Annotated in this window: 22 protein-coding genes; 3 read left to right on the top strand and 19 right to left on the bottom strand. The window is 54.1% G+C overall.

What is annotated here, in order from left to right:
* Positions 1-2: 2 nt before the first annotated feature.
* Genes speB through speD form a run of 4 tightly spaced genes read right to left on the bottom strand, consistent with a single transcriptional unit; the run spans position 3 to position 3,950 of the window.
* Positions 3-866 carry an agmatinase gene (gene speB / locus IZU99_10415; GenBank protein ID UOO37639.1) on the bottom strand — a complete coding sequence of 288 codons (864 nt, stop codon included), beginning with the start codon at positions 864-866 and terminating at the stop codon, positions 3-5.
* Positions 856-1,707, bottom strand: coding sequence for a polyamine aminopropyltransferase (speE, locus tag IZU99_10410; GenBank protein ID UOO37638.1), 852 nt, complete (start codon positions 1,705-1,707; stop codon positions 856-858). Before speE ends, speB begins: the two co-directional genes overlap by 11 nt.
* 1 nt (position 1,708) lies before the next feature.
* Complete coding sequence (locus tag IZU99_10405; protein ID UOO37637.1) at positions 1,709-3,169, bottom strand: aminotransferase class I/II-fold pyridoxal phosphate-dependent enzyme; 1,461 nt, start codon at positions 3,167-3,169, stop codon at positions 1,709-1,711.
* A gap of 16 nt (positions 3,170-3,185) precedes the next feature.
* Complete coding sequence (speD, locus tag IZU99_10400) at positions 3,186-3,950, bottom strand: adenosylmethionine decarboxylase (GenBank protein ID UOO37636.1); 765 nt, start codon at positions 3,948-3,950, stop codon at positions 3,186-3,188.
* Between the two features lie 472 nt (positions 3,951-4,422).
* Between speD and IZU99_10395 the strand changes: the two genes are divergently transcribed.
* Positions 4,423-4,923 carry a superoxide dismutase family protein gene (locus IZU99_10395; protein ID UOO37635.1) on the top strand — a complete coding sequence of 167 codons (501 nt, stop codon included), beginning with the start codon at positions 4,423-4,425 and terminating at the stop codon, positions 4,921-4,923.
* A gap of 86 nt (positions 4,924-5,009) precedes the next feature.
* Here the strand turns inward: IZU99_10395 and IZU99_10390 are convergent, their stop codons facing one another.
* The 4 genes from IZU99_10390 to IZU99_10375 form a co-directional block, all read right to left on the bottom strand.
* Positions 5,010-6,467, bottom strand: a complete 1,458-nt coding sequence (locus tag IZU99_10390; GenBank protein ID UOO37634.1) for a glutamate synthase subunit beta — start codon at positions 6,465-6,467, stop codon at positions 5,010-5,012.
* A 13-nt stretch (positions 6,468-6,480) separates the two neighbouring features.
* Positions 6,481-11,070, bottom strand: coding sequence for a glutamate synthase large subunit (gene gltB, locus IZU99_10385; GenBank protein ID UOO38816.1), 4,590 nt, complete (start codon positions 11,068-11,070; stop codon positions 6,481-6,483).
* Positions 11,071-11,439: 369 nt separating this feature from the next.
* The gene (locus tag IZU99_10380; GenBank protein ID UOO37633.1) at positions 11,440-12,615 is read right to left on the bottom strand and encodes a hypothetical protein; all 1,176 of its coding nucleotides are present in this window, start codon (positions 12,613-12,615) and stop codon (positions 11,440-11,442) included.
* Positions 12,608-13,426 (bottom strand): hypothetical protein, encoded by an 819-nt coding sequence (locus IZU99_10375; GenBank protein ID UOO37632.1) that lies wholly within the window; start codon positions 13,424-13,426, stop codon positions 12,608-12,610. Before IZU99_10375 ends, IZU99_10380 begins: the two co-directional genes overlap by 8 nt.
* Before the next feature lie 203 nt (positions 13,427-13,629).
* Here IZU99_10375 and IZU99_10370 point away from each other — a divergent pair, with 203 nt between their 5' ends.
* Both IZU99_10370 and metG read left to right on the top strand, forming a co-directional pair.
* Positions 13,630-14,343, top strand: a complete 714-nt coding sequence (locus IZU99_10370; GenBank protein ID UOO37631.1) for a hypothetical protein — start codon at positions 13,630-13,632, stop codon at positions 14,341-14,343.
* 117 nt (positions 14,344-14,460) lie between these two features.
* Positions 14,461-16,041, top strand: coding sequence for a methionine--tRNA ligase (metG, locus tag IZU99_10365; protein ID UOO37630.1), 1,581 nt, complete (start codon positions 14,461-14,463; stop codon positions 16,039-16,041).
* A gap of 43 nt (positions 16,042-16,084) precedes the next feature.
* On the opposite strand, the gene IZU99_10360 is transcribed toward metG, so the two are convergent.
* From IZU99_10360 to IZU99_10310, 11 genes are all read right to left on the bottom strand, one after another.
* Positions 16,085-16,849, bottom strand: a complete 765-nt coding sequence (locus IZU99_10360) for a putative ABC transporter permease (GenBank protein ID UOO37629.1) — start codon at positions 16,847-16,849, stop codon at positions 16,085-16,087.
* A gap of 67 nt (positions 16,850-16,916) precedes the next feature.
* Positions 16,917-17,432: an HD family phosphohydrolase gene (locus IZU99_10355; GenBank protein ID UOO37628.1), complete on the bottom strand. Its 516-nt coding sequence runs from the start codon at positions 17,430-17,432 to the stop codon at positions 16,917-16,919.
* A 619-nt stretch (positions 17,433-18,051) separates the two neighbouring features.
* Positions 18,052-19,128, bottom strand: a complete 1,077-nt coding sequence (locus IZU99_10350; GenBank protein UOO37627.1) for a branched-chain amino acid aminotransferase — start codon at positions 19,126-19,128, stop codon at positions 18,052-18,054.
* Entirely contained in the window at positions 19,125-19,667 is a 543-nt protein-coding gene (locus IZU99_10345) for a 2-oxoacid:acceptor oxidoreductase family protein (GenBank protein UOO37626.1), read from the bottom strand. The genes IZU99_10350 and IZU99_10345 overlap by 4 nt, the downstream gene beginning before the upstream one ends.
* Positions 19,664-20,410 (bottom strand): 2-oxoglutarate oxidoreductase, encoded by a 747-nt coding sequence (locus IZU99_10340; protein ID UOO37625.1) that lies wholly within the window; start codon positions 20,408-20,410, stop codon positions 19,664-19,666. Before IZU99_10340 ends, IZU99_10345 begins: the two co-directional genes overlap by 4 nt.
* A gap of 15 nt (positions 20,411-20,425) precedes the next feature.
* Complete coding sequence (vorB, locus tag IZU99_10335) at positions 20,426-21,508, bottom strand: 3-methyl-2-oxobutanoate dehydrogenase subunit VorB (GenBank protein UOO37624.1); 1,083 nt, start codon at positions 21,506-21,508, stop codon at positions 20,426-20,428.
* Complete coding sequence (locus IZU99_10330; GenBank protein ID UOO37623.1) at positions 21,505-21,729, bottom strand: 4Fe-4S binding protein; 225 nt, start codon at positions 21,727-21,729, stop codon at positions 21,505-21,507. Before IZU99_10330 ends, vorB begins: the two co-directional genes overlap by 4 nt.
* 47 nt (positions 21,730-21,776) lie before the next feature.
* Complete coding sequence (locus IZU99_10325) at positions 21,777-22,490, bottom strand: ATP-binding protein (protein UOO37622.1); 714 nt, start codon at positions 22,488-22,490, stop codon at positions 21,777-21,779.
* 356 nt (positions 22,491-22,846) lie between these two features.
* Positions 22,847-23,965 (bottom strand): peptide chain release factor 2, encoded by a 1,119-nt coding sequence (gene prfB / locus IZU99_10320; protein ID UOO37621.1) that lies wholly within the window; start codon positions 23,963-23,965, stop codon positions 22,847-22,849.
* A 257-nt stretch (positions 23,966-24,222) separates the two neighbouring features.
* Positions 24,223-25,068 carry a metallophosphoesterase gene (locus IZU99_10315; GenBank protein UOO37620.1) on the bottom strand — a complete coding sequence of 282 codons (846 nt, stop codon included), beginning with the start codon at positions 25,066-25,068 and terminating at the stop codon, positions 24,223-24,225.
* Between the two features lie 48 nt (positions 25,069-25,116).
* Complete coding sequence (locus IZU99_10310; GenBank protein ID UOO37619.1) at positions 25,117-25,935, bottom strand: NYN domain-containing protein; 819 nt, start codon at positions 25,933-25,935, stop codon at positions 25,117-25,119.
* Between the last annotated feature and the right edge of the window lie 135 nt (positions 25,936-26,070).

The raw sequence follows: 26,070 nt of genomic DNA, 5'->3' as shown, positions 1-26,070 counted from the left end.
CGTTATTCCTCCCTTAATAGATGCAGGGACAGCAGCAATTCACGAAGCGTTTTACAGGCCGTCGCCGTTGAGACGCCGCTCTGGTCGTATACAGGAGAGAGCTCCACAAGGTCACAGCCCACGACGCGGCCCACACAGACTGTTTTGATCGCCTGGCGCAGATCGCGGAACGTGACGCCCCCGGCCTCCGGTGTCCCCGTCCCCGGGAAAACAGACGGGTCAAGCACGTCGAGGTCAACCGTGAGATAAAGAGGCTTGTCCCCCAAGGCAGCGAGTACATCGGAAAGCCCTGTAAAATCAAACTTCTGCAAGTGGGTATGACTGCCTGAGAAGAGAAATTCGCTTTTATCGCCGGAGCGGATGCCAAACTGAAAGATGCGCCCGTCCCCGAGAAAGTCGTGGCACCGGCGGATCACTGACGCGTGCGATAACGAAACACCCAGATAATCGTCGCGCAGGTCGGCGTGCGCGTCAAAATGGATGAGACACAGGTCGGGATGATGTCTAAAGGCTGCTCGGACGGCACCAAGCGTCACCAGATGCTCGCCGCCGAGCATGACGGGGATTTTGCCGTCGTCAAAAACATCTGACGCGAGAGCCTCGATCTGCACAAGGGCCTTTTGGGTGTCGCCAAAGGGGAGCTCCAAGTCCCCGGCGTCAAAAACAGCGATATCGCTAAGATCGCGATCCAAATACGGGCTGTACGTCTCAAGGCCGAACGATTGGGCGCGCATCTCGCGGCTGGCAAAGCGCGTACCGGGCCTATAAGACGTCGTCGAGTCAAACGGCGCGCCGAACAACACAACGGCGGCCTCGGGATACTCACTCTCACAGCCGATAAACGGCGCATACTGTCTATTCAACATCTCTGAGCATCTCCCAGACGTAATTCGGCAGGGCAAATGCCCCAACGTGCAGCTTTGTGTTGTAATACTTCATCGGCAGGTTTAAGGCGTTCCAGCGGTCTTCGTTTAAATCAGCCGTCGGATGGCGGCGCTTGGACGAGAAGCCGAACAGCCAGTGACCGGACGGATACGTCGGGATATGCGCCTGATAGACGCGGCTTATTGGAAAGCACTGAACGATGCGCTTGTGCGCCCGCTGCATGGCGCGCGCGTCGTTTTCATAAAACGGGCTTTCGTGCTGGTTAATCATGATCCCGTCGTCTCGGAGCGCCTTGTAGCAGTTGCCGTAAAACTCTTTTGTAAAGAGGCCCTCGCCGGGGCCGAACGGATCGGTCGAATCGACGATAATGAGGTCATACTGATCGCTGCAGCCGCGGATGTATTTCAGCCCATCCTGAAAAGTGAGCGTCACGCGCGGATCGTCAAAGCCACACGCCGTCTGCGGCAGCAGTTTTTTGCAGACGCCGACGACGTTTTCGTCGATCTCAACGATGTCGATGCGCTTGATGCCCGCGTATCGGGATAACTCACGTGCCACGCCGCCGTCACCGGCACCAATGACGAGCACGTCCCGGATGTCCGGGTTCACGGCAAAGGCGGGGTGGACGATCATCTCATGATAAATAAATTCGTCTTTCTCCGTCAGCATGAGAAAGCCGTCCAGCGTCAGAAACCGGCCAAACTCCTCGGACTCGAATACGTCGATCCGCTGAAATGGGCTTTCGCCCGAATACAGCTGCTTATCTGTCCTGATGGAAAACATCACATTTTTGGTGTGCCGCTCGGAAAACCACAGCTCCATGCTAATCGCTCCTTTTCAGAACGTTGAGTCTGTCTACGGCAAGATCCTCCGGACCCGTCAAAAAACAGCCCTTTTCCTTCGCGTAGATGATGTAATCAATAATATCTTTTGTAACCTGCTCACCCGGTGAGAGTATCGGGATACCGGGCGGATAGCTCATCACGTTTTCGGCGCAGATTTCGCCGAGGCACTCCTCCAGCAGCAGAGATTTCTTCTCGGCAAAAAAAGCCTTTTGCGGCGTTGTCACAACCGTTGGGGAAATATATTCGTAGGAGAGCATCCCGGCGCGGTCCTTTTTATACAGCCGCCGGATGTCGGACAGGGCGCTGACGAGTCGCTCGATATTTTTGTTCGTATCGCCGACGGAGATGTAAGCAAGGAAATTGCCAATATCACCGAACTCAACCTGAATGTCATACTCGTCGCGCAGAATGTCGTACACCTCAATCCCGGCAAGGCCGAGGCCGAGCGTGTTGACGGAGAGCTTTGTCCTGTCAAAATCATAGACGGTATCTCCGTTGATGCGCTCTGTTGAAAAAGCGTAATAATCGCCGATTTGATTGATCTCGTCTCGGGCATATTGTGCCATAGCCGCGACCTTTTCGAAAATCTCCCGACCGTTGAGGGCCAGATTTTTTCGGGAGATATCAAGGCTTGATAAAAGCAGATAGGAGCCGCTCGTCGTCTGTGTGAGGTTAATGATCTGGCGGACGTAATGCGCGTTGACGCCAGCCCCCGTTAAAAGTAGTGAGCTCTGTGTCAAGGAGCCGCCGGATTTGTGCATGCTGACGGACGCCATATCGGCTCCGACGGCCATCGCCGAAACAGGGAGGTTTTCGCCAAAATAAAAATGGGTGCCGTGCGCCTCATCGACGAGTACCAGCATGCCGCAGTCGTGCGCGAGCGCCGTCAGATGCTTTAAGTCGGAACAGATGCCGTAATAGGTGGGGTTGTTGATTAATATGGCCTTGGCGTCGGCATGATCTCGGAGGGCTTTTTCCACATCTCCGACAGACATGCCAAGAGAAATCCCCAGCTCCTTGTCGATCTGGGGGTTTATATAGACGGGCGTCGCGCCGCAGATAATGAGGGCGTTGATAACGCTGATGTGCACATTGCGCGGGAGAATAATTTTATCGCCTTTTTTGCAAGCCGTCATGACCATCGCCTGAACGGCGGACGTCGTCCCGCCCACCATGAAGAAGGCGTGATGCGCGCCGAAGGCCTGCGCGGCCAGCGCTTCGGCGTCTTGGATAACGGAAACGGGGTGGCAGAGGTTGTCAAGAGGCTTCATGGAATTGACATCCACGCTTAAGCACTTTTCGCCGAGAAAATCCGTCAGCTCCGGACTGCCGCGACCACGCTTGTGGCCGGGAACGTCAAACGGCACGAGGCGCTGGCTTTTGACGACCCGAAGCGCCTCTAAAATCGGCGTTCTGTTTTGATCCAACTTGTTTTCCAATGTCACAGACCCTCGATTAATAGACGTTCATCGCGCTGAAAATCTCAATCATTTCCTTGCGGAGAAGGCTGTTGATCTGCAAGCGCGTTTTCGGCGGCAGCTCATAGACATCGGCGTTGAAGAGGTAATTCTGCAGGTCGATTTCCTTGATGAGCATTTTCGTGTGAAAAATATTCGACTGGTACATATTAATGTCAATGGTGTCATACCGCTCTAGGGTTTTGCCATCGATATATTCCTGAATGGAGGTGATCGTGTGGTCGATAAAAAGCTTCTTGCCGTCAATATTGCGCGTAAAGCCGCGCACTCTGTAATCCATCGTGATGATATCGCTATCGAAACTGCTGATCAGATAGTCGAGGGTTGACAAGGGGGTGATGGCCCCGCATGTCGTCACGTCGATATCGACGCGGAACGTGGCGATGGCGTTATCCGGATGGTATTCCGGATACGTATGGACGGTGACATGGCTTTTATCAAGATGGGCGACGACGGTGTCGCCACTCGGGTGCATGATCATGGACGGCTCGGCAATCAGAAACGTCACACTCGCGCCCTGGGGGTCATAATCCTGCTTGGAGACGTTTAAAACCGTCGCGCCGATCATTTCCGTCAGGTGAAAGAGAATCTTCGTCAACCGTTCTGAATTATACTGTTCGCCGATGTACGCGATATAGTCCTTCTGCGCGCGCTCTGTTTTGGCATAGCAGACGTCATATATATTAAAGCTTAAGGATTTCGTCAGATTGTTAAAGCCGTATAATTTCAGTTTGTTCTCCATGGCCGCGTCTCCTCACCAAAAAAAAAATAAATGCCCACGTCATTATGGTATTCACCACAACACACTTGAGCGCTTATCTTAGAAATGTTTTATTTATTTCGAATGTAAATTCGTTTTATTTATTCATTCTTTGACAAATTTCAGAGTCTATATAGCAAGAATTACTTTTACTACTCTTATTGATCCATTTCACAAGTGTATTTGGTTTAAAGTAACCAACTTATAAAATTTAAGCGGGGTTCAATCAATAAGGCAACGAAGTTGCCACGCGGCATTTGACCTGGCTGTCCGTCCGGCCTCTTATATCCGCTTTGTGCGGATACGGTCAAAAATTCTGGACTCTGATAGATTTCCAGTGATAACAAGACGCATACTAACACATAAAAAACAATCTGTCAATACCGCAGGGATAATTAGAGCATAGTATAAAAGAGGGCGTCACAGATGCCTTCTTAAGAAACGGAGTATGACTATGATCTGGTTTTTATCGCAGCGGTCAAAATACTATATCGATATTCTGGACAAAAAACGGCCGGACGCCAAAGCTGATATAAGAGGCAGCAGCGCCTATTCCGATATTGTCGGAACGGTCGGCTTTTATCAGACGAAAGACGGCGTTCTCGTCAGTGCCGAGGTGATGGGGCTGCCACACGGCGGCGATTTATGCGCCGGCGGCGTCTTCGCGTTTCATATCCACGAGGGTACGGCCTGCGCTGGAAACAGCGAGGACGCGTTTGCCGATGCAAAAGGGCACTTCAATCCGCAGGGCTGCAAGCACCCTTACCACGCCGGCGATATGCCGCCGCTTTTTGAAGACAACGGGCGGGCCTTTCTCGTTTTCCTGACGGGACGGTTTACCGTTGAGGACATCATCGGGCGGACAGTCGTTATTCACGCATCGCCGGACGACTTTACATCACAGCCCGCCGGAAACGCCGGGAAAAAAATCGCCTGCGGCGTCATTCGAAAATAACGGCGCAGACGGGCGACGGCACGTCTGCTTCGCGCACCGGCATATGACGGGGAAGAAAACGGCGGGGGTCAGCCCCCGCCGTTTGTTTATTTGCTTTTCAGATATGCGTTGCAGGCGGTGGCGGCATCACGCCCTTCGCGGATGGCCCAGACAACAAGGCTCTGGCCGCGGCGCGCGTCACCGGCGGCGAACACGCCGTCAACATTCGTTGCGAACACGCCCTCGGCGGCGTCAATGTTGCTACGTTTATCCTGATTTAAGGAGAGCTCTTGGATAATCGCCTCGTCCGGCCCCAAAAAGCCCATGGCGATGAGAACAAGCTGCGCCGGCCATGTTTTTTCCGTCCCGGGGATTTCTTTCATCGCACCGGTGCTCCAATCCACTTCAACGGTATGGAGGGCTTTAACATTGCCGTTTTCGTCACAATCAATTTTCTTCGTCGTCAGACAGAAGTTGCGCGGGTCGCGCCCATAGAGCGCCATGGCCTCCTGCTGGCCGTAATCGGTTTTGAAGACCTTTGGCCATTCGGGCCAGGGGTTGCTCACGTTTCTGTCAACAGGAGCCGCGGGGAGAATTTCCAGCTGGTTGACGGTATGGCAGCCGTGGCGGATTGCCGTTGCCACGCAGTCTGTGCCCGTGTCGCCGCCGCCGATAACAATAACGTCTTTTCCCTTGGCGGAGATGTTCTTCCCGTCTGCGAGATTTGAATCGAGCAGGCTCTTCGTGTTTGCCGCCAAGAAGTCGACGGCGAAATAGATGCCGCCGCAGTCGCGGCCGTCAACACGGAGGTCACGCGGGCGTTTGGCGCCAATGCATAAGACGACGGCGTCATAGTCTTTTCTAAGGCTTTCTGCTGTGACGCTTTTGCCGACCTCGACGCCTGTTTTGAAGACGACGCCCTCTTCTTCCATCAGCTTAACACGGCGATCGATGATTTTTTTCTCAAGTTTCATGTTCGGAATGCCGTACATGAGAAGGCCGCCGACGCGATCGTCCTTTTCAAAGACGGTGACCGTATGGCCGAATCTGTTGAGCGTATCGGCGCAGGCAAGGCCGGACGGGCCGGAGCCGACGACGGCCACTGTTTTACCGGTGCGGGTTTTCGGCGGACGGGGCTTCACATAGCCGTTTTCAAACGCATATTCGATGATGGCGCGCTCATTTTGCTTTGTTGCCACCGCGTCATCGTTTAAGCCGAGTGTACAGGAGCCCTCACAGAGCGCGGGACAGACGCGCGACGTAAATTCCGGGAAGTTACTTGTTTTAGCAAGGCGTTTGTATGCTTTTTCATACATGCCGTTATATAAAAGCTCGTTCCACTCGGGGATGAGATTGTTCAACGGGCAGCCGGAAGCAGTTCCGCCGATCATGAGGCCCATCTGGCAGAAAGCCGTGCCGCAGTCCATACAGCGGGCACTCTGCTCCTTGAGCTTGTCAAGCGGCATTTCCGTATGAAAGTCGTTCCAGTCTTGGATACGCTCGCTGATCGGCCTGTCGGGAGCGTTTTCTCGTTGGTATTCTAAAAATCCTGTCGGTTTAGCCATTGTCTGTACCCCCTTAGTTTCCGCTCAGGCGCGAGACGTCACGATTATTGGCGTCAAACGCGATCATCAGGGCTTCGTCGCCCGAGTAACCGTCGTCAAAAGCTTTTTTAATTGCCGTCAGCATGCGGTCATAGTCGTTCGGCAGAACGCGGACGAACTTTTTAAGTGACGCGCCCCAATCGGCGAGAAGGGCTTTGGCCTTGTCGCTGTTTGTATACCGCGCGTGGTTTTCAACCATCTCTTTGAGCTCGTCGGCAGCCTCGCCTTCGACGGCGGTGAGGCGGACCATTTCCGTATTGCATCGTGCTGCAAACGTGCCGTCGTCATCGTACACATATGCGATACCGCCGGACATGCCCGCGGCGAAGTTGCGGCCCGTCTTGCCGAGAACGGCAACGCGCCCGCCAGTCATATACTCACAACCGTGATCGCCGACCGATTCGACAACAGCTTTGACGCCGCTGTTTCGGACACAGAAGCGCTCACCCGCAGCGCCCCGGATATAGGACTCACCGCTTGTGGCGCCATAGAAGGCCACGTTGCCGATGATGATATTTTCTTCCGGCACGAAGGTTGACACGTCCGGTGGCATGACGACGATCTTACCGCCGGAGAGGCCCTTGCCGGTATAGTCGTTGGCGTCGCCGCGGAGCGTTATCGTGATACCCTTCGGCATGAAGGCTCCAAGGCTCTGACCGGATGAGCCCTTGAGATTAATTTTTATGGTGTCCTCCGGCAACCCGTCAAAGCCGTATTTTCGTGTCAGGTAGCTGCCAAGGATCGTCCCGGCGGCGCGGTCGGTGTTGTGAATGTCAAGGTCTACTTCGACCTTTTCACCGTTTTGCAGCGCGGGCTCACAGGCTTTCAAGAGTACACTCATGTCAAGCGCCGTCTCAAGACCGTGGTTTTGTGGGATGGTTTGATAGAGGGGAAGGTTATCTGCATTCACCGGCCTATGGAGGATTGCCGAAAGGTCAAGCCCTTTCGCCTTCCAAGATGATTCCGGCACACACATGTCGAGCATGTCGGAGCGGCCAACCATTTCGTTAACCGTTCTGAAGCCCATCTCCGCCATGTATTCGCGCATTTCCTGCGCGATGAAACGCATGAAGTTGACAACGTATTCCGGCTTGCCCGTGAACTTTTTGCGCAGCTCCGGATTGTTTGTGGCAACACCGACGGGGCAGGTGTCCAGATTGCACACACGCATCATCACGCAGCCGATTGTAACGAGCGGGGCGGTGGCAAAGCCGAATTCCTCAGCGCCGAGAAGCGCCGCCACGGCAACATCACGGCCCGTCATCAGCTTGCCGTCCGTCTCGACGACGATTCTGTTTCGGAGGTTGTTTAAGACGAGCGTCTGATGCGCTTCGGCCAAACCAAGCTCCCAGGGAAGACCGGCATGGCGCATGGACGTTCTCGGAGACGCGCCCGTACCGCCGTCGTAGCCGGAGATCAGAACGACGTCGGCAAAGCCCTTGGCAACACCGGCGGCAACTGTGCCAACACCAGCCTCGCTGACGAGCTTAACGTTGATGCGCGCGTTCGGATTGGCGTTTTTGAGGTCATAGATGAGCTCTTTGAGATCCTCGATTGAATATATATCGTGGTGCGGCGGAGGCGAAATAAGCCCGACGCCGGGCGTTGAATAGCGCACCTTGGCAACGGCGGGATACACCTTGCGGCCCGGTAACTGGCCGCCTTCACCGGGTTTCGCGCCCTGGGCCATTTTGATCTGAATTTCCTGGGCGCTGACGAGGTATTCGCTCGTCACCCCGAAGCGGCCGGAAGCAACCTGTTTCACGGCGCTGCAACGCGAGTCGCCGTTCGGCTCCTTCTTATAACGGGCCGGGTCCTCACCGCCTTCACCGGTGTTGGACTTCGCGCCCAGGCGGTTCATGGCGATAGCAATTGTCTCATGCGCTTCCTTGCTGATAGAGCCGAAGGACATAGCCCCCGTTTTAAAACGCCTGACAATTGCGTCCACCGACTCGACTTCGTCAAGCGGCACAGGATTGGCACTCTTTTTAAAGCACATGGCGGACCGGAGCGTTGCGTGTTCCGTTACATTGTCGTTTAAAAGCTTGGTGTATTCCTTAAACAGGGCGTAATTGCCCTCGCGGGTCGCCCGCTGAAGCTTGTCAATCGTCTCGGGGTTGTAGAGGTGATACTCACCGTTGCGACGATACTGGTAGTTGCCGGTGGAATCAAGATCCTCCTCGTCATCAACGGCAGAAAAGGCCATGGTGTGGCGCATTTCGGCTTCCTTGGCAATCTCGTCGAGGCCAACGCCGCCGATGGGGGCCGGCGTTGATGTAAAGTAATTGTCGACAACCGTGTTGCTGATGCCGAGTGCTTCAAAAATTTGTGCGCCCATGTAGCTCTGAATTGTCGAGATACCCATTTTGGAGAGCACCTTGATTACACCCTTGTAAGCGACCTTTATGTAGGTGTGCAGCGCCTTGTCTTCCGTATAGCCTTTAATATATTGATCTTTTACGAGCAATGCAACGGAATCGAGGGCGACATACGGGTTGATGGCGGCGGCACCATAGCCGATCAGGCAGGCGAAATGATGCACCTCGCGCGGCTCGCCCGATTCCAGGACGATGCTCGCCTTGGGACGCAGGCCGGAGCGGATAAGATAATGGTGCAGACCGGCAACAGCGAGCAGGGCGGGGATGGCCGCGTTTTTCGCATCAACGCCGCGGTCAGAGAGGATGAGGATGTTCGCGCCGCCGGCGATTGCGGCGGCAGCTGCTTCAAACAGCTGATCGAGCGCCGTTTTCAAAGCGTCTCCGCCGCCTCCCGACTTAAAGAGGATCGGCAGCGTTGCAGACTTGAAGCCGGGGATATTGACAGATTTAAGCTTGTTAAGCTCCTCGTTGTCAATCACGGGGGCGTGTAGCTTGATGCGGCGGCAGCTCTCCGGGCCGGGCTTTAAAAGGTTGCTCTCTGAACCGAGGAAGACAACCGAAGAAGTGATTAACGACTCGCGGAGCGCGTCGATCGGCGGGTTCGTCACCTGTGCGAAGAGCTGTTTGAAGTAATCATACATTAACATGGGCTTTTTGGAGAGGACGGCCAGCGGCGTGTCGTTGCCCATCGCGCCGACGGGGTCAACACCGGTCGTCACCATGGGGGCGAGAAACATCCGCAGATCCTCATAGCTGTAGCCGAAGGCTTTTTGCAGCAGGAGAAGCGGACGGCCGTCAAGCCTGTCGGCCGACGGGGCCGGCAGCGCGCAGAGGTCAACAAGATATTTTTTTAGCCAGTCGCCGTAAGGCTCGCTTGACGCGGCTTTATTTTTAATTTCCTCGTCTTCAATGATGCGGCCGCTTTCCGTATCAATGAGCAGCATGCGGCCCGGATGCAAACGCTCTTTTTTCACAATCTTTTCGGGCGGAATATCGAGAACGCCGACCTCGGAGGCCAAAATGACCGTATCGTCCGTCGTTACATAGTAACGCGAGGGGCGCAGGCCATTGCGGTCTAAGACGGCACCGACACTGACACCGTCCGTAAAGCCCATGGCGGCGGGGCCGTCCCAGGGTTCCATCAGGCAGGCATTAAATTCATAAAAGGCCTTCTTTTCGGGGCTCATGCTCTCGTGGTTGGCCCACGGCTCTGGAATCATCAGCATTAAAACACGCTCGATCGGCATGCCGGAGAGCATCAGAAACTCGGCGGTGTTGTCAAACATTGACGAGTCGCTGCCTGTTTTATCAATGATGGGCAGCACCTTTTTCATGTCGGCACCGAAAACGTCGCTCTCCAGAACGGACTGGCGGGCATCCATGTAATTGACGTTGCCGCGCAGCGTGTTGATTTCGCCGTTGTGGATGAGGCATCTGTTCGGATGTGCCCGCTCCCAGCTCGGGAACGTGTTCGTGGAATATCGGGAATGGATAAGTGCCAGCGCGGTCACGACGGCGTCATCCTGAAGGTCCAGATAAAATTCGTCAAGCTGCTCGGCCGTCAGCATGCCTTTATAGACGATGGTTTTGGCCGAGAGGCTCGGCATATAAAGCGTTGAGCCGTTATGAAGCGCGCCGACAGCGTTTTCAACGCGACGGCGGATAATATACAGGCGGCGCTCAAAGTCAAGGCCTCTGTCACCTGCCTTGCGGCCGATGAATATCTGGCGCATGAACGGCATGCTCCCGCGCGCCGTTTTACCGAGCATTGATGCGTCGACAGGGACGTCTCTGTAGCCCAGGAAGGTTTGGCCTTCTTCTTCGACAACAGACTTAAAAAGAGCTTCTATCGCCGCACGCTTATCGGTGTCCGTCGGCAAAAAGACGATGCCGGTGCCGTAGTCACCCAGGTCAGGCAGATTGATCCCATCAGGCGGGCAGACCTTTTTATAATAATCGTGGGGGATCTGAAATAAGATACCTGCGCCGTCTCCCGAGGTGGGCTCGCTGCCAAGACCGCCGCGGTGACTGAGGTTTTTCAAAGCGGTCAAAGCGTCGCGGAGAATCCGGTTTGATTTTTCCCCCTTGATATTGACAACAAAGCCAATGCCGCAGGCGTCATGCTCAAACCGCGGGTCATAAAGCCCCTGCCGCGCCGGGAAATTACGCATGTTCATGTTTACCATTCCTTTCAAGACACGAAAAACTGCCAATATCCGGATAAGTGATCCATTCTCGGGCAGAAAACCCCCGAAAACGCATCACGACACATCAAAAAGACCGACAAAAAAACCTGCCGCACGGATCGGTCTGATAAGGCAGTGTTATGATATTTTAAGGGTTTGGGTGATGTTTTGCAATACCTATAATAAAAAATAACTGTAAAATCGACAAATTATTTATTTCCAGCGACACGGCAGCGCGCGGCAAAAGAGGCGGACCGGGGCTTTTGACAGCAAAGCATGGCAACGACGCCAGCGCTTCTGCGATCGTCCCGCAGACCGGCCGTCGTGCCACGCTTCGGTTGGCCTTGCCACAGCTGCCGAAGGGCCGGATTACTCCGGCTTCGGTGTTTCACCGGCTTGTTTTTGGCCGGATGATTTGCCCCGGCCCTTGCCACCGCGGTGATGCCGTTTGGCGGGCTTTTTACTCAAAACAGTCTCGTCTTGCTTGGGCTCCGCCGTTTTCGGCATCAACTGTTTTTTTGGCGGTGGCTGTTTGCCCGGATGCATCTTCTGGCGCTTCGGGTCGTTTCGATACTCCGGTTTTTTGTGATGGGGCGCTTCCGGTGTGGGTTCGCCCCGCTGCTCCCGTACAGGCTCGGGCCGGCGTTCCTTCGGACGGGGTTGGGTATCGGTAAAGCCTGCTTCCTCAAGCCGACCTTCGGCTTTTGCTGCGATATACTCGGCGCGGCGCGATTTGCCGCCAAGCACGTCAAGCTCTTCGAAGGTAAAGGTTTTCAGCGTGGTGTCCATGCCGTCCTCCAGGCGGACTTTGGCATTTCCGCGCAAGAGGTTCACGCTGGTGACAGACCCCTTGCCGGAGGGGGTTTCAACAAACGCGTCTACCTTGGGCGCACGCTTAACAAGGTCTTCATACGCATTTTCTTCGTATTTGAGGCAGCACATCAGCCGACCGCACGTACCGGAAATCTTGACGGGATTTAAGGATAGCCCCTGGACTTTTGCCATTTTGATGGAGACGGGATGGAACTCGTCAAGGAATTGGGCGCAGCAAAACGGTTTGCCGCAAATGCCGAGACCGCCCAGCATGCGGGCCTCATCGCGAACGCCGATCTGTCGCAGCTCGATACGCGTTTTAAAAGCAGAGGCAAGGTCTTTGACAAGCTCGCGGAAATCAACACGCCCATCCGACGTGAAAAAGAAGAGGATTTTATTGCCCTCAAAGCTAAACTCCACATCGACAAGCTTCATATCGAGCCGGTGCTCGGCAATTTTCTTCAGGCAGTAATCAAACGCCTCGCTCTCCCGCGCCTTGTTGTCCAGAGCTCTTTTGTCATCCTCCGGCGTTGCCAGCCGGACGACGGGCCGGAGCGGCGGGATGATTGCCGTGTCCTCGACGGCGTGGTTGCCAAATGTGCACTCGGCGTATTCAAGGCCCTTTGACGTCTCGACTACAACATGCGCCCCCGTTGGGACGGACAGCCCGGACGGGTCAAAAAAATATATTTTTCCTTTGTTTTTAAAACGGACGCTAATTACTTCAGTCATGATGATCCTCACTTTGTCCTGTCAGTGCCGCGGCTAAAAGCCCGGCAATGTGCCCGGCACCGACGTTGTGCTCGATGAATTCGTCGGCCCGGCTTAAAGCGCGCTCAGCCTTGAGAAGAAGTGCCGCCTCCGGCATGCCGGGAGCGCCGAGAAGTGCTTCTCTGAGACGGTGTACCGCACCGGCCCGCGCCCCGTCAACAAAGGATATGAGGCGGTCCTTCTCAAATTTTTCGAGGGAAAAAGAAAACGTTAAAAGCGCGACGGGGCCATCGCCCAAGGCTTTGAAAAAAGCTTCGACATCAGCGCTTTCGTTAGCCTGCGCATCGTTTTGGCTGTGGAGATAAATTTCTACGCAACGTGACCGGACGGTCATCAACAGAGCGGACGGGTTTTCGGCTGTCAAAATAAAAACAGCGTGCGGCGGCGGCTCTTCCAGAAGCTTCAAAATGGCGTTCTGCGCCGCTGTGTTCATGTACTCGGCACCGAAAATCAGATAAATCTTCTTGTCCGCCTCGTTCGGCAGGATAACAGCATCCCCCCGAAGCGCGCGGATCTCGTCGACGTATATCATGCCGGTTTCGGAGCCGTCAAGCACGGACAGATCCGGATGAACGCGGCGGGAGACTTTTCCGCAGTGCTCGCAGGCGCGGCACGGCGTTCTGCCCGGGCCGGTACAGAGTATCGCGGCGGCGAGCTCATAGGACGCCGCTGCGCAGGCGGCGGGGGCCCCCGCCAATAAAATGGCATGCTGCCCAGCGGCTGTTTTTATGATTTCCGAATAAGAGGTTTCGGCAGCTTTCTTCTGGTCCATAGTCGCTCCAGTATGACGGACGTCGTCATTTGTGCTCATCATGTTATTCTACATAGAAAGCAGGCGGTTCGTCAACAGAAATTGTCAATATCCTGCAACGCTGCAGAGAATTTGTACCTTTTGCGTCCAGAAACAGGTTGTATTGGGTGTCTTGCAGGCGTATAATTTTAAAACATAGTAAAAATGACATTTGGAGGCAGAATATGTCTTTAGAGCTAAGCTATTATTTTCGACAGCCGGAAAAATTTCCGATTGACGGATTTTTAGACGGTGTTCAATCGCCGTGCGAGCTTTTGGCCAAAGCAAAAAGTGTCTTAAACAGCTTGCTTGTTGAGCCGGATGTTCATGAAAATAACGGCGCTGTCCGCTGCGGGACCTTGCATACGTGCGGCAACTTGGTCATCGGCGAGGGGACCGTTATATACGGCGACGTGACAATCATCGGGCCTGTTTTTATTGGCAGAAACTGCGAAATCATGCCCGGCGCCGTCATCCGCCCGTATTCAATCATCGGAGATAACTGCTCTGTAGGACACGGAAGCGAAGTCAAGCGCGGCCTTTTGTTCGCCGGTGCCAAGGTGGCGAGCCTGGCCTTCGTCGGGGACAGCGTTCTCGGTGCCGCCGCCCGGATCGGTTCCGGCGTCATCACCGCAAACCGCAAATTTGACCAGACCGGCGTCACATTAAAGCTTCAAGGCGTCCGACATGACTTGGGCGACACATATTTCGGCCTTGTGCTCGGCGATTCATCACGGCTTGGCGCCAACAGCGTTTCCCAGCCGGGGACGCATATCGGCCCGCACACCTGGATTTATCCGATGACGTCCGTGCGCGGCTTCATCCCGCGGGAAAAGAGGGTCGGCCACGGCCAGAGCCTCCAGATGGCGGACAATGCCGTCGTTGAGCTCAAGCCGTAAGCGCTTGCGCGCCACACCGAAGTCTGATATACTGCCGGTTATCCGATTTAAACGGAACGGTTTTGATAGCAGTGCCGAAAGCACTGTTATGATACACGGAAAGGAAAGAGTCATAACATGAGCAAAGGAACATTCTACATCACAACGCCCATCTATTATCCCTCGGACAAGCTCCACATCGGGCACACGTATTGCACGGTGGCAACGGACGCGATGGCGAGGTATAAGCGCATGCAAGGCTATGATGTCATGTTCCTGACGGGAACCGACGAGCATGGCCAGAAGATTGAGGAAAAGGCAGCCGCCGCTGGCCTGACGCCCAAGCAGTTCGTCGACAATATTATTGAGGGCCCGGGCGGCATCCGCGACCTCTGGAAGCTCATGAACATCAGTAACGACCGATTCATCCGCACGACGGACGATTATCACGAAAAGTCGGTTCAGCGGATTTTTAAAAAACTCTATGAGCAGGGCGATATTTATAAAAGCGCCTACAAAGGCCGATACTGCACGCCGTGTGAATCGTTCTGGACGGAGAGTCAGCTTCAAGAAGGCAAGTGCCCCGATTGTGGACGGGAGGTCAAATATGCCGAGGAGGAGGCTTACTTCTTCCGCTTGTCAAACTATACGCAGCGTATTCTTGACCTCTATGAAAAGCAGCCGGACTTTTTAGAGCCGGCGTCGCGCGTCAATGAGATGGTGGGCAACTTTTTAAAGCCGGGTTTGGAGGATTTGTGCGTTTCTCGGACGACATTTACATGGGGGGTCCCCGTTGATTTCGACCCCGGCCATGTCGTGTATGTTTGGATTGACGCCTTGACAAACTACATTACGGCGCTTGGCTATCTCAACGAGGCATATAATGATTTTGATCACTACTGGCCGGCAAACGTCCACTTTGTAGGCAAGGAAATCGTCCGCTTCCACGCGATTATCTGGCCCGCGCTCCTCATGGCGCTCGGCTTGCCTCTGCCGAAGAAGGTGTTCGGCCACGGCTGGCTCCTCTTAAACGGCGGCAAAATGAGCAAATCGGTCGGCAACGTCGTCGACCCGGGGATTCTAGCTGCTCGGTATGGCGTTGACGCGCTGCGGTATTTTCTCCTCCGCGAGTTCCCCTTTGGAACGGACGGTACGTTTTCAAACGAACTGCTGATCAGCCGGATTAACACCGATCTGGCAAATGACCTGGGCAATCTCGTCTCACGCACGGTCGCCATGGTCATCAAATATTTTGACGGGACACTGCCAACGACACAGGAAGCTGACAGCGGTGATGAGGAGCTGTGTGCGATGGCATCTGCGCTGCGTGGTCATTTTGAGACGCAGATGGAGAAATACGCGTTTCAGAGCGCTCTTTGCGAAATTTTTCGGGTCACAGCCCGGGCCAATAAATACATTGACGAAATGACGCCGTGGGTGCTGGCAAAGGACGAGGCGAAGAAACCGCGCCTTGCCGCCGTCATGTACAACCTGTTGGAATCCATTCGAATCTGCGCCGTCCTCCTCTCACCGTTTATGCCGGAGACAAGCGCGAAAATATTGGCGCAGATCGGCGCAGCGCCAGCCGATACGACGTGGGATGCCGCCGGTGTGTTCGGCGCGCTGCCGAAAGCGGTCACCGTCATGAAGGGAGAGGCTATCTTCCCACGGATTGATGCGGCCAAGGAACTGGCCGCGCTGGCGGAACACAGCAGCTGAATAGGCATAAAAAACTGCCGGATGATATCCGGCAGTTTTTCGTTTATGGTTTTTTCCGTGCTCCCAAAAGCCTGTCACGGAGCTTTCGCAGCGCCCCGTCATATTTGAGAGACTGCAGCTTTGGGAAAGCCTTGAACAGACGGAGGTTTTGCAGCCTGTCTAAGTTAAAGAGTGTTCGGATCCGGTCAGAGTAAAATTCACTGCCTTCAAAGTTGACAAGGAGCGTATTTTTAAATTCGCCGGCGCGGCGGGAATATTTTTCGAAAAAAGCATTGATCGCCGTCTGGATTTCACTCAACCGACCGTTTAATAGCAGGACGTGGCGGACGGTAAAGGCAAAGTCGAAAAGGATCAGCATGAGGATGACAAAAGAAAACGCTATCTTAAAGTTATCGGGGAGCCTGTCCGTCAGGCCGCTGATAAAGGGATGACCATATTTAATCTGCACAACCGACATCAAACCGAAAACAACGGTGGAAATAACGCCGATTCTGCCCTGAAAATTCAGCGGGAACTCGGAATAGTCCCACCATTTGGCGTTAAAAACTTTTTCAAGAACAACAGCCGTCAGATATTCAAGTGTTGTCGTCAGGACGGCGGCGAGGAAAAACAGGACAAAAACGTTCGTCGTATGTTCAAAAATCAACAGGTTCAGAATAGCGCCAAAGCCGTAAATCGGGCAGAGGGGACCGTTAAGGAACCCGCGGTTGACAAAGTGCTTTTCCTGAATCGTAAACAAAACCGATTCATACGCCCAGCCGATAAAGCTGTATATGACAAACCACAAAAATAAATCCAAGATGTCCATGGATACACGCTCCATATCATATTATCCCGTCTCGCGCGGAGGACAGCCGGGAAATAGTGGCCAGACGTTAGATATTCTGGTATGTCTCTTCAAGATAGAAATTCTGACTGCGGCGGAAAAGCTTGAAGGCGCTTGCGGATTCGCTGACGCAGCAAAACTTGTCGACAAGAATGACAACGAGCGTTTCAAGATATTTCGGCATGGAGACGGTGAGCGGCCACATGTGTTTCTTAATAACATCCTGCTCTTTATTGTTCAGCGAGAAGTGGCGGTTTGCGTTTAATGCCGCGATTTTCGGATGGCGGAAGCCGTGCAGCCCGCCGTATGGGTTTTCAACATGCCAGTCGTAGAGAAAGAAATCGTGGAGCAGGCCACCTCTTGCCGCGGAGCGGTAATCAAGACCGAGGCGACGGCAAATGAGAAAGCTACGGTAGGATACATTCAGGCAGTGCCGCAGGCAGTCGACGCCCGCGTGCTGATTATACCCGCGCATTGACCGGACGGCGTCGTGATGTGTCATCTCCCGGACGCACGAGAGATAATCGTTGATATTGCCGGTTTTATCCCGCTTTTTGTCAGGCATAAAAACCCTCCGTTTGACAGTCTCGATGACTTAATATGACACATTTATTAATACATGTCAAGGAATTGACAGAAGAGGGCGCCGCTCGGCGTTCTCAACATCCTCTATATTATCGGAAACATCGCCGCCTGTCCACCCCATCGATGTAAAATGTTCTGGAAAGCTGACAAGGGGCAAGCTTTGCCGATGCATTTAATCAGGTTTTGGGGAGACATAGAAGGGCATAACGATGGCGCTGCGGCGGCTCGTTATGCCCTGTTTTCGGCGGTACGGCGGCGTTAAGCCATTTCGATAGCGGCGGCCTTCTGAAGGCCAAGCTTTTAAACCGGCAGGTAATGCGATAATTACCTACTGGGTGTGAACGTCAGGTCATTCGTGTGCAGCCCGCCGTCGCATGAGGCATTTTGTAGTTGCCCTTCATTATATTATACCCGCAGGTCGCAAATTCCCCATTTGTCTAGACGGGAAGGCCGGCACGCCGTGGAAGAGCGTAATCGCTCGGATGGTTTTGCCGCTTCTTAAACTGAGATCGGACACAACTGCTCACCCAACACGTGCCAGGAGATGTCTGCAAGCTGTACCGATTTCATTTGCAAAACCGCCGTCTTTTTTTCGCGGATTAAACGGGAACTGTCCAGCCCATATCGTCCTGGAGCTTCCCTGTCTGGATGCCGTAAAGTGTTTCATAAAGCTTGTTTGACAGGCTGCCGACAACGCCGCCGCCGATTGAAACGTCATTTCCCTTGTAGACGAGCGTACCGACTGGAGAAATAACGGCGGCTGTGCCCGTTGCAAAGACTTCCCTCAGACTGCCATCAGAGGACGCTTTGATAACATCTTCGATGCGCAGGCGGCGCTCCGAAACCGTCAGGCCCCACTTTTTCAGAAGCGCAATAACGGAATCGCGTGTGACGCCGGGGAGAATCGTCCCGCCGAGCGGGGCGGTGATCACCTCGTCGCCAATGACGAAAAAGGCGTTTGAAGTGCCGATTTCTTCAACAAAGCTGTGCTCGATAGCGTCAAGCCACAGCACCTGCTCGCAGCCAAGCGCGTTGGCTTTCGTCTGCGCCTTCAAGGACCCGGCGTAATTGCCACCGACCTTGGCAAATCCGGTACCGCCCGGCGCAGCGCGGACAAACTCCTCTTCGACAAAAATTTTCGTCGCCGGGAGGGCGCCTCCGGCTGTGGCGTAATATGGGCCGACAGGACACATGATGATCATGAATTTATAATGGGTTGCCGCGTGGACGCCGAGAAAAGCCTCGTCAGCAAAAATAAACGGGCGGATATAAAGCGACGTGCCGGGCTTTTCCGGAATCCAGTCGCGGTCTACATCAACAAGCGCACGAATGGCCTCGACAAACAGCTCCTCATCAAGCGGCGGGATGCACATGCGCTCGTTTGTCCTGTTAGTCCGGCGGGCGTTCATATAAGGGCGGAAGAGCAGAATTGTGCCGTCTGGCGTCTTATAGGCCTTGAGGCCTTCAAACATCATCTGAGCGTAATGCAGGGCGGCCGCGGCCGGTTCGAGCGAAATCGGGCCATAGGGGACGATTTTTCCGTCGTGCCAGCCTTTGTCGGCCGAGTAGTCCATAATAAACATGTGGTCCGTAAACGTTTTGCCGAACTTAAGCGTATCGGGGTCCGGCTTCGGCTTCGGCGCTGTCGTTCTCTGTATGGAAAAATTATAAGTCATTTTGATTCTCCTTTATCGGTATATCGGAAAGCCTTCATATTCAGGTCAATCAGCTTGGCCTTGCTGCCGGTAAATGTTTTTTGCATGACCTTTTCGATCGATGCTTCACTGACGACGCCCGTTGCGCGGACGAGCGCGCCGAGCATAACCATGTTGGCGACCTTCGCGTTGCCAAGCTCGATGGCAATGTCGTTAGCCGGTATGGCAATGGCCGTGATATCTGTGCGTTTGACGGGCTGGTCGACGATGGAGGTGTTCACAAGGATCACGCCGCCGGGTTTGACCATTGATTCGAATTTAATGAGTGACGGCAGATTCATCACGACAAGGGCGTCGGCTTCATAAATCAGCGGGCAGCTGACCTCTTTGTCGGATACGACGACGGTGCAATTGGCGGTGCCGCCGCGCATCTCCGGGCCGTATGACGGAAAAAAGGTTGATGATTTATCTTCCAGCATAGCGGCGTATGTGACCATCTGGCCCATCAGCAGGATACCCTGACCGCCGGAACCGGCAAAAAACAGTTTATGTGTCCTCATTGGATGTCCTCCGGCTCTTTTAATACGCCCAGCGGGTAGAAAGGAATCATCTTATCGGCAAGCCACTTCATGGAATCAGGCGGCGTCAGACCCCAGTTCGTCGGACAGGTTGATAGCATTTCCACGAAGGCAAAGCCGAGCTTCTTTTCCTGCACCGCAAACGCGCGCCGGACAGCTTTTTTCGCAAGCCTGATGTGAGCCGGGGTATCGAGCGCAACACGCTCAACGTAAACGGCACAGTCAAGCGTTGCTATCAGTTCGGACATCTTAATCGGCATACCGGCCTGTTCGACGGTACGGCCATCCTGCGACGTTGTCGTCTTCTGGCCGACGAGCGTTGTCGGGGCCATCTGGCCGGACGTCATACCATAGATGCAGTTGTTGATAAAAAAGGTGCAGATTTTTTCGCCGCGTGCTGCGGCGTGGACGATTTCGCCCATACCGATGGACGCAAGGTCGCCGTCCCCTTGATAGGTGAATACGAGTTTATTGGGATGGACGCGTTTAATACCGGACGCAACGGCGGGCGCACGGCCATGTGCCGACTCGCACATATCGACATTCATAAATTTGTGGGCCTGTACGCTGCAGCCGATGGGGGCGGCGCCGATCGCCTCGCCGAGCTTTCCCATTTCCTCCAGCGTTTCCATGATGAGACGGTGCGCAATGCCATGTGTACAGCCGGGGCAGTAGCTCGTGTCAACCGGCGTCATGCCGTTCGTATATGTAAAGACAGATTTCATGTTACCCTCCATCTGCTAGCGTAATTCTTCGTAAATCTTTTTGGCCCGCTCGGCAATCTCAATGGATGTTGGGATCATGCCGCCCGTCCTGTGAATGAGCCGAACGGGCTTGCGGCCGCCAATGCCAAGCTTGACATCGTCGATCATCTGGCCCATCGACAGCTCGGCGGAAATGACGACCGTCGTTTTGCTGCCAACCTCGTCGAAAGCGCCGTATGGGAACGGCCAGAGGGAGATGGGGCGGATGAGACCGGCGCGAATGCCCTGCGCCTCGAGGATGTCGATGGCTTCCTTCGTGATGCGGGCGACCGTACCGAACGCGACAAAAACGATATCAGCGTCGGCAACATTGGTGCTTTCGTAACGGCAGAGCGCTGTTTTGGCCTGCTCATATTTTTTAAAAAGCTTTTCAACGTGTGCCTCCAGCTCATCAGGCTGCATACGCAGGGATTTAACGACACGCCTGTTCCCGTCGTCGTTGCCATAACCGACAATGGCCCACGGCTTTTTGGCCGCGATGTCCGCCTCTTCGATAAAGGGGCGCGCTTGGGGCAGCGTGATGGGCTCCATCATCTGGCCCATAATACCGTCGGCAAAAATCATAATGGGGTTCTGCCACGCGTCGGAAAGCGCCACGGATTCATAAATCAGGTCAACGGCCTCTTGAATGCTGGCGGGCGCAAAGACGATAAGTTTATAGTCACCGTTGCCGCCGCCGCGCGTAGCTTGAAAATAGTCTGCCTGCCCAGGTTGAATACCGCCGATGCCGGGGCCGCCGCGGGAAACGTTGAGAATGACGACGGGAACCTCCGCCGAGCACAAAAAGCTCATGCCTTCCTGCATCAGGGCGATGCCGGGTGACGAGGACGAGAGAAACACACTCCCTCCGGCAGCGCCGGCGCCGTAGGCCATATTGACAGCACCAAGCTCGCTTTCAGCCTGCAGGAAAGTTCCGCCGCGCTTCGGCAGCTCGCGCGACATAAATTCGGGAATTTCGCTCTGCGGTGTGATCGGATATCCGAAATAGAAACGGGCGCCGCCACGGATGGCCGCTTCGGCAAAAGCCTCATTTCCCTTCATAAGAACTTTTTCTGTCATTGAGACGCCTCCTCTTGAAAAATGGCAATCGCGCCATCCGGACAGACGAGGGCGCAGGACTGGCATCCAATGCATGCATCCTGCTCGGCGACGGTAGCCGGTGCGAAACCCTTGTTGTTCAGAGTGGCGCTCATAATGATGATCCCTTTTGGACAGGCTGCGCGGCAAAGTTCGCAGCCCTTGCACTTGTCGCTGTTGAACTGGACGAGAAATTTAGCCATATCTTTGCTCCTTTCGGTTGTTTAACAAGTTGAAAAACCGGCTGGCATCACCGATCCAGCCAGGTTGGGCGCATATATAGGCCCAAAGGCATGAGGAAAGCGGGGATTCCGCTTAACTGCTCTCTGGAAACGAGCTGTTCAGGATAACAGACGCACCAAAGCGATATACCTGTTTTTTCGCAGAGCTCGGTGCTCAGACGGTAGCCGTGTATAATCGTCTCCGCCACTGTCTCCCGCAGCAGATGCGTGTTGCTCACGATCCCTTCAACAGTGAGCCCGGTGACATTTTCGATCGCGCGGATATGGGCTTCGGCACGCCCAATATCACGTGTCTCAAACCGGTTGAAATTCAAAACAGCGACGACCGCCGCCGCTTCTTGTGTAAAATATTTTTTAAACTGGTTGAGAACCTTGGCACCACTGTCATTTCCGCCGACATCAAGAATCACGCGGCAGTGCTTGTCCTCCAGCGGGGCGCGGATATCGGCGGCAAGCTCCGGGAGCTCCGCCGTAATCTCTGTTTTGTAAATGCCGCCGTAAACGCCAATACCCGCGTCCGCCAACAGCTGCGATTGCTCACGCGAGCGAAAATACGGGTTGACAATATCGAGATCGACAAGGGCCAGGCGCTCGTCACCACGCATGTTTTCCAGTACCAGCTTCAGGGCGAGACTGACGGAAAACTCCGTCTTTCCGCTGCCGTAATGACCGGTAACAAGGAGCAGGCGTTTTTTTAAGAAGGGAAAGGAGGTGGGATTCAAAACGGATCACCGGCTTTCGGTGTGATGGCAGGTATTTGCGGTAATAACGCAGGGATAAAAGGGATGATAAATAGTATACGCCCGTTTAGTCTGTTTTGACAAGCCGCATTTCAACAAACATAAACGCTCCCAATAGGCAAAAAAAGGCGAACCGCCAAGCGATTCGCCAAAGAAAGGGTTGTGGGATAAAGATATGAGCTTATGTCCGAGCGCCTCCGCCGAGGCCAGGGACGGTTGGCATCCTCATGCCATTGGATAAGCTGTGTCATTATCATACAACAATTAACAGAATGTGTAAATAGGAGCATTTGTCAGAAAGGCACTAGTTTTGTCGTGAAACAACCGGCGTGCAATCGTTAAGACAATGCCTTGTCCCCGGCCTTCATACTGAGATACGCGTTAATAAATCCGTCGATATCGCCGTCCATAACGGCATTGATATTCCCGTTTTCAAAATTGGTCCGGTGATCCTTAGCGAGCGTGTACGGCATGAAGACATAGGAGCGGATCTGACTGCCCCATTCGATTTTCATCTGCTCACCTTTGATATCGCTGATTTTATCAAGATGTTCGCGTTCTTTAATCTCAACGAGCTTGGAGCGGAGCATGCGCATAGCGACCTCGCGATTTTGATGCTGGCTGCGCTCCATCTGACAGGCGACGATGATACCGGTTGGGATGTGCGTGATGCGGATGGCGCTCTCCGTCTTGTTAACGTGCTGGCCGCCCGCACCGGAGGAGCGGTACGTATCAACCTTTAAGTCCTCGGGGCGGATATCGACCTCAATATCGTCGGAAATCAGCGGCGCGACCTCGACGGCGGCAAAAGATGTGTGGCGGCGGCCGGAGGAATCAAACGGTGAGATGCGGACAAGGCGGTGGATGCCGCCCTCGCTCTTCAGATAACCGTAGGCATTTTCGCCCTCAATTTCAATAGAGGCAGATTTGATGCCGGCCTCCTCGCCGTCCAGATAGTCAAGGATTTTGTATTTCATACCATGGCGTTCGGCCCAGCGTGTATACATACGATAAAGCATTTCCGTCCAATCCTGTGCCTCGGTGCCGCCGGCACCGGCGTGGAAAGACAAAATCGCGTTGCAACCATCGTATTCGCCCGACAAGAGCGTTGATAGCCGCGCGTTTTCAAGGTCCTTTTCAAATGCGTTGAAGTCCTCCACAAGCTCCGGAAGAAGGCTCTCGTCCTTCTCCTCAATCGCCATCTGGCACAGCGTCAGCAGATCATCCCAGCGGGAAGCCAGCTTTTTATAGCCTGCCACCTTGTTTTTCTGCTGCTTGATTTTTTGCAGGACCTTCTGGGAGTTTTCAATATTTGACCAAAATCCGTCGGCGGCGCTCTCACTTTCCAGCTTTTCGATTTCCGCTTCGGCATCGTCGAGCTTCAGGGCCTCGCCAAGGCCGGTTAAAACCGGCTTTAAGGCGTTAATCTTTACTTTGTAATCATCAAATTCTATCATTGTCTGACCGCGCTTTCATTTGTATATAAGATGTATATGGGGAAAAAACATGTTGCCGGCAGCGGCGTGATGGCAACTAAAGCGGGGATGGCCAACCTGTCAGGCGTTCGCTCGGGACGGTTCCCGTATCGCCGTAAATCAGGTCGTCAATATCCAGAGAGTCCTCGCCGCTGCAGCGGGTTATGTGATGTCGCATACGCTCACTCCTAAAATGCTGATAACTTCATCATATGTTGCGCCTTTTAGAAATGTGCATATTATTTTGTGCGCCGGAGGATGGCAACGACGAGCTCGGGATTGTTCAGAAGACGGGGATACCCCGTCCGGTTGCCGATGCCGCGGGAGACGAGCATCTGCGTCGCGCCGTCAGTATAAACGCCGCTAGTATATTTGGGGAACCACTCTCTGCTCGGGCCGATCAGGCCGTCCGTCAGCGGCAGGCGGACAAGGCCGCCGTGTGCGTGCCCGCTCAGCACGAGGTCGATACCTAAGCTGGCATACCGGGCAAGCGCGTCATTTCGGTGCGCGAGCAGGATAACGAACGGGTCGCCGACCTGCGCATGGATTTCCGACATAAGCGCTTCCGGTGTTTTCATATCCGCAGGACCGTTCGGGTCGTCAACACCGGCCAGAACGATTGATTCTTCACCGACGGTCAGCCGGACAAAGCTGTTTCGGAAAACGGTCACACCGCGCGCTGTCAAGACGCTGAGCAGGCTGTTTAGGGCTCCCGAGCGCCACTCGTGGTTGCCGGTGACGAAATAGACGGGAGCAATGCCTGTGAGGGCCTGAACAAGCGGGCTGACAATGGGCAAATCGTTCTTGCTGTCGATTAAATCGCCGGTTATAACGATGATGTTGGGCCGGGCTTTCTGGACGGCGGCAAGTAACGTTGCGTTGTTTTGACCGAGAACGGCCGCATGAATATCGGAGAGCTGAACAATTCTGTAACCGTCAAAGGACGGTGGGAGATTTTCAAAATAAAGGCTGTACGCATCTGTTACGAGGCTCGTGTTGCTGTCGTAAAACAAATAAGAGACGGACAGACAGATGAGAAGGAAGAAAACGAGGCCGACACGGCGGCGGTTTTTGCATGTTTTCATAAACCGACTTTCAGCCGCGGTGCGGCGAAGAAAAATCTGCCCCTGACGTCAGGACTCTTTGTCGTGGACATAGGGGTGCTTAATATTCGGATCCGTCGTCTGGCGAAAATCGACATCGAAGCGATCAATCGATTTTATGAGGGAGGACAGACTTTTAAACCCAAAATTTCTGTGGTCAAAATCCGGCTGTTTCTTCAAGATGAGGTTACCGAGTTCGCCCATAAAGACCCAGTCGTCATCAACGGCCAAATCAGAAATCGAGTCGGCAATAATCTGAATCACATCCTCCGGAACCTTGCTGCCGCGCGTTTTGGATGGGAGCGGCTGTTTTGAGCGCGTTTTCTCAACGGGCTTTTGCTCCTCCCCGGCGGCCTTGACTTCTACGGCGTTGGCCCGGATGACCTCAATATACGTGAATTTATCGCACGCGGCAATAAAGGGACTTGGTGTCTTCATTTCACCAATGCCGATAACGCGCTGGCCCGCCTCACGCAGACGGATGGCAAGCCGCGTAAAGTCACTGTCGCTGGAGACGATGACAAACCCGTCTGTCTTTTCCGTGTAGAGAATGTCCATCGCGTCGATAATCATGGCCGAGTCCGACGAATTTTTGCCGAAGGTGTAGCTGTACTGCTGAATGGGCGTAATGGCGTTTTCCAAAAGGGAGTGCTTCCACCCGGCGATGGACGGATTCGTCCAGTCACCGTAAATGCGCTTAATGGTCGGCGTCCCGTAGATCGCGATCTCCTCCATGACGCTTTTGATACAGTTGCGCGGCACATTTTCGGCGTCAATCAAGACGGCCAGGCGAAGGTTATTCAGGTTCAATACGTTTGCTGTCAACGTCACACCTTCTTTCAATTTCATGCGGGCAAAGATGCACCTGCGGCACCGCTGTGCGCTGGACAAATAAAATATTGCTTGATGCAAGTTATTATAATGGACATCCGGCAGATAATCAATACACGGAGGGCATCGGCACAACCCGCGTGTTATCAACAA

The organism is Oscillospiraceae bacterium CM, assembly GCA_022870705.1.
Lineage (GTDB): Bacteria > Bacillota > Clostridia > Oscillospirales > Oscillospiraceae > Sporobacter.
This window is presented reverse-complemented; position numbering and strand designations above follow the sequence as displayed.

What these genes read in the sequence shown, in the direction of transcription:
- speB (UOO37639.1), bottom strand. Translation starts at nt 866, where the DNA reads ATGTTGAATAGACAGTATGCGCCGTTTATCGGCTGTGAGAGTGAGTAT.
- speE (UOO37638.1), bottom strand. Translation starts at nt 1,707, where the DNA reads ATGGAGCTGTGGTTTTCCGAGCGGCACACCAAAAATGTGATGTTTTCC.
- speD (UOO37636.1), bottom strand. Translation starts at nt 3,950, where the DNA reads ATGGAGAACAAACTGAAATTATACGGCTTTAACAATCTGACGAAATCC.
- IZU99_10395 (UOO37635.1), top strand. Translation starts at nt 4,423, where the DNA reads ATGATCTGGTTTTTATCGCAGCGGTCAAAATACTATATCGATATTCTG.
- IZU99_10390 (UOO37634.1), bottom strand. Translation starts at nt 6,467, where the DNA reads ATGGCTAAACCGACAGGATTTTTAGAATACCAACGAGAAAACGCTCCC.
- gltB (UOO38816.1), bottom strand. Translation starts at nt 11,070, where the DNA reads ATGGTAAACATGAACATGCGTAATTTCCCGGCGCGGCAGGGGCTTTAT.
- IZU99_10380 (UOO37633.1), bottom strand. Translation starts at nt 12,615, where the DNA reads ATGACTGAAGTAATTAGCGTCCGTTTTAAAAACAAAGGAAAAATATAT.
- IZU99_10375 (UOO37632.1), bottom strand. Translation starts at nt 13,426, where the DNA reads ATGGACCAGAAGAAAGCTGCCGAAACCTCTTATTCGGAAATCATAAAA.
- IZU99_10370 (UOO37631.1), top strand. Translation starts at nt 13,630, where the DNA reads ATGTCTTTAGAGCTAAGCTATTATTTTCGACAGCCGGAAAAATTTCCG.
- metG (UOO37630.1), top strand. Translation starts at nt 14,461, where the DNA reads ATGAGCAAAGGAACATTCTACATCACAACGCCCATCTATTATCCCTCG.
- IZU99_10360 (UOO37629.1), bottom strand. Translation starts at nt 16,849, where the DNA reads ATGGACATCTTGGATTTATTTTTGTGGTTTGTCATATACAGCTTTATC.
- IZU99_10355 (UOO37628.1), bottom strand. Translation starts at nt 17,432, where the DNA reads ATGCCTGACAAAAAGCGGGATAAAACCGGCAATATCAACGATTATCTC.
- IZU99_10350 (UOO37627.1), bottom strand. Translation starts at nt 19,128, where the DNA reads ATGACTTATAATTTTTCCATACAGAGAACGACAGCGCCGAAGCCGAAG.
- IZU99_10345 (UOO37626.1), bottom strand. Translation starts at nt 19,667, where the DNA reads ATGAGGACACATAAACTGTTTTTTGCCGGTTCCGGCGGTCAGGGTATC.
- IZU99_10340 (UOO37625.1), bottom strand. Translation starts at nt 20,410, where the DNA reads ATGAAATCTGTCTTTACATATACGAACGGCATGACGCCGGTTGACACG.
- vorB (UOO37624.1), bottom strand. Translation starts at nt 21,508, where the DNA reads ATGACAGAAAAAGTTCTTATGAAGGGAAATGAGGCTTTTGCCGAAGCG.
- IZU99_10330 (UOO37623.1), bottom strand. Translation starts at nt 21,729, where the DNA reads ATGGCTAAATTTCTCGTCCAGTTCAACAGCGACAAGTGCAAGGGCTGC.
- prfB (UOO37621.1), bottom strand. Translation starts at nt 23,965, where the DNA reads ATGATAGAATTTGATGATTACAAAGTAAAGATTAACGCCTTAAAGCCG.
- IZU99_10315 (UOO37620.1), bottom strand. Translation starts at nt 25,068, where the DNA reads ATGAAAACATGCAAAAACCGCCGCCGTGTCGGCCTCGTTTTCTTCCTT.
- IZU99_10310 (UOO37619.1), bottom strand. Translation starts at nt 25,935, where the DNA reads ATGAAATTGAAAGAAGGTGTGACGTTGACAGCAAACGTATTGAACCTG.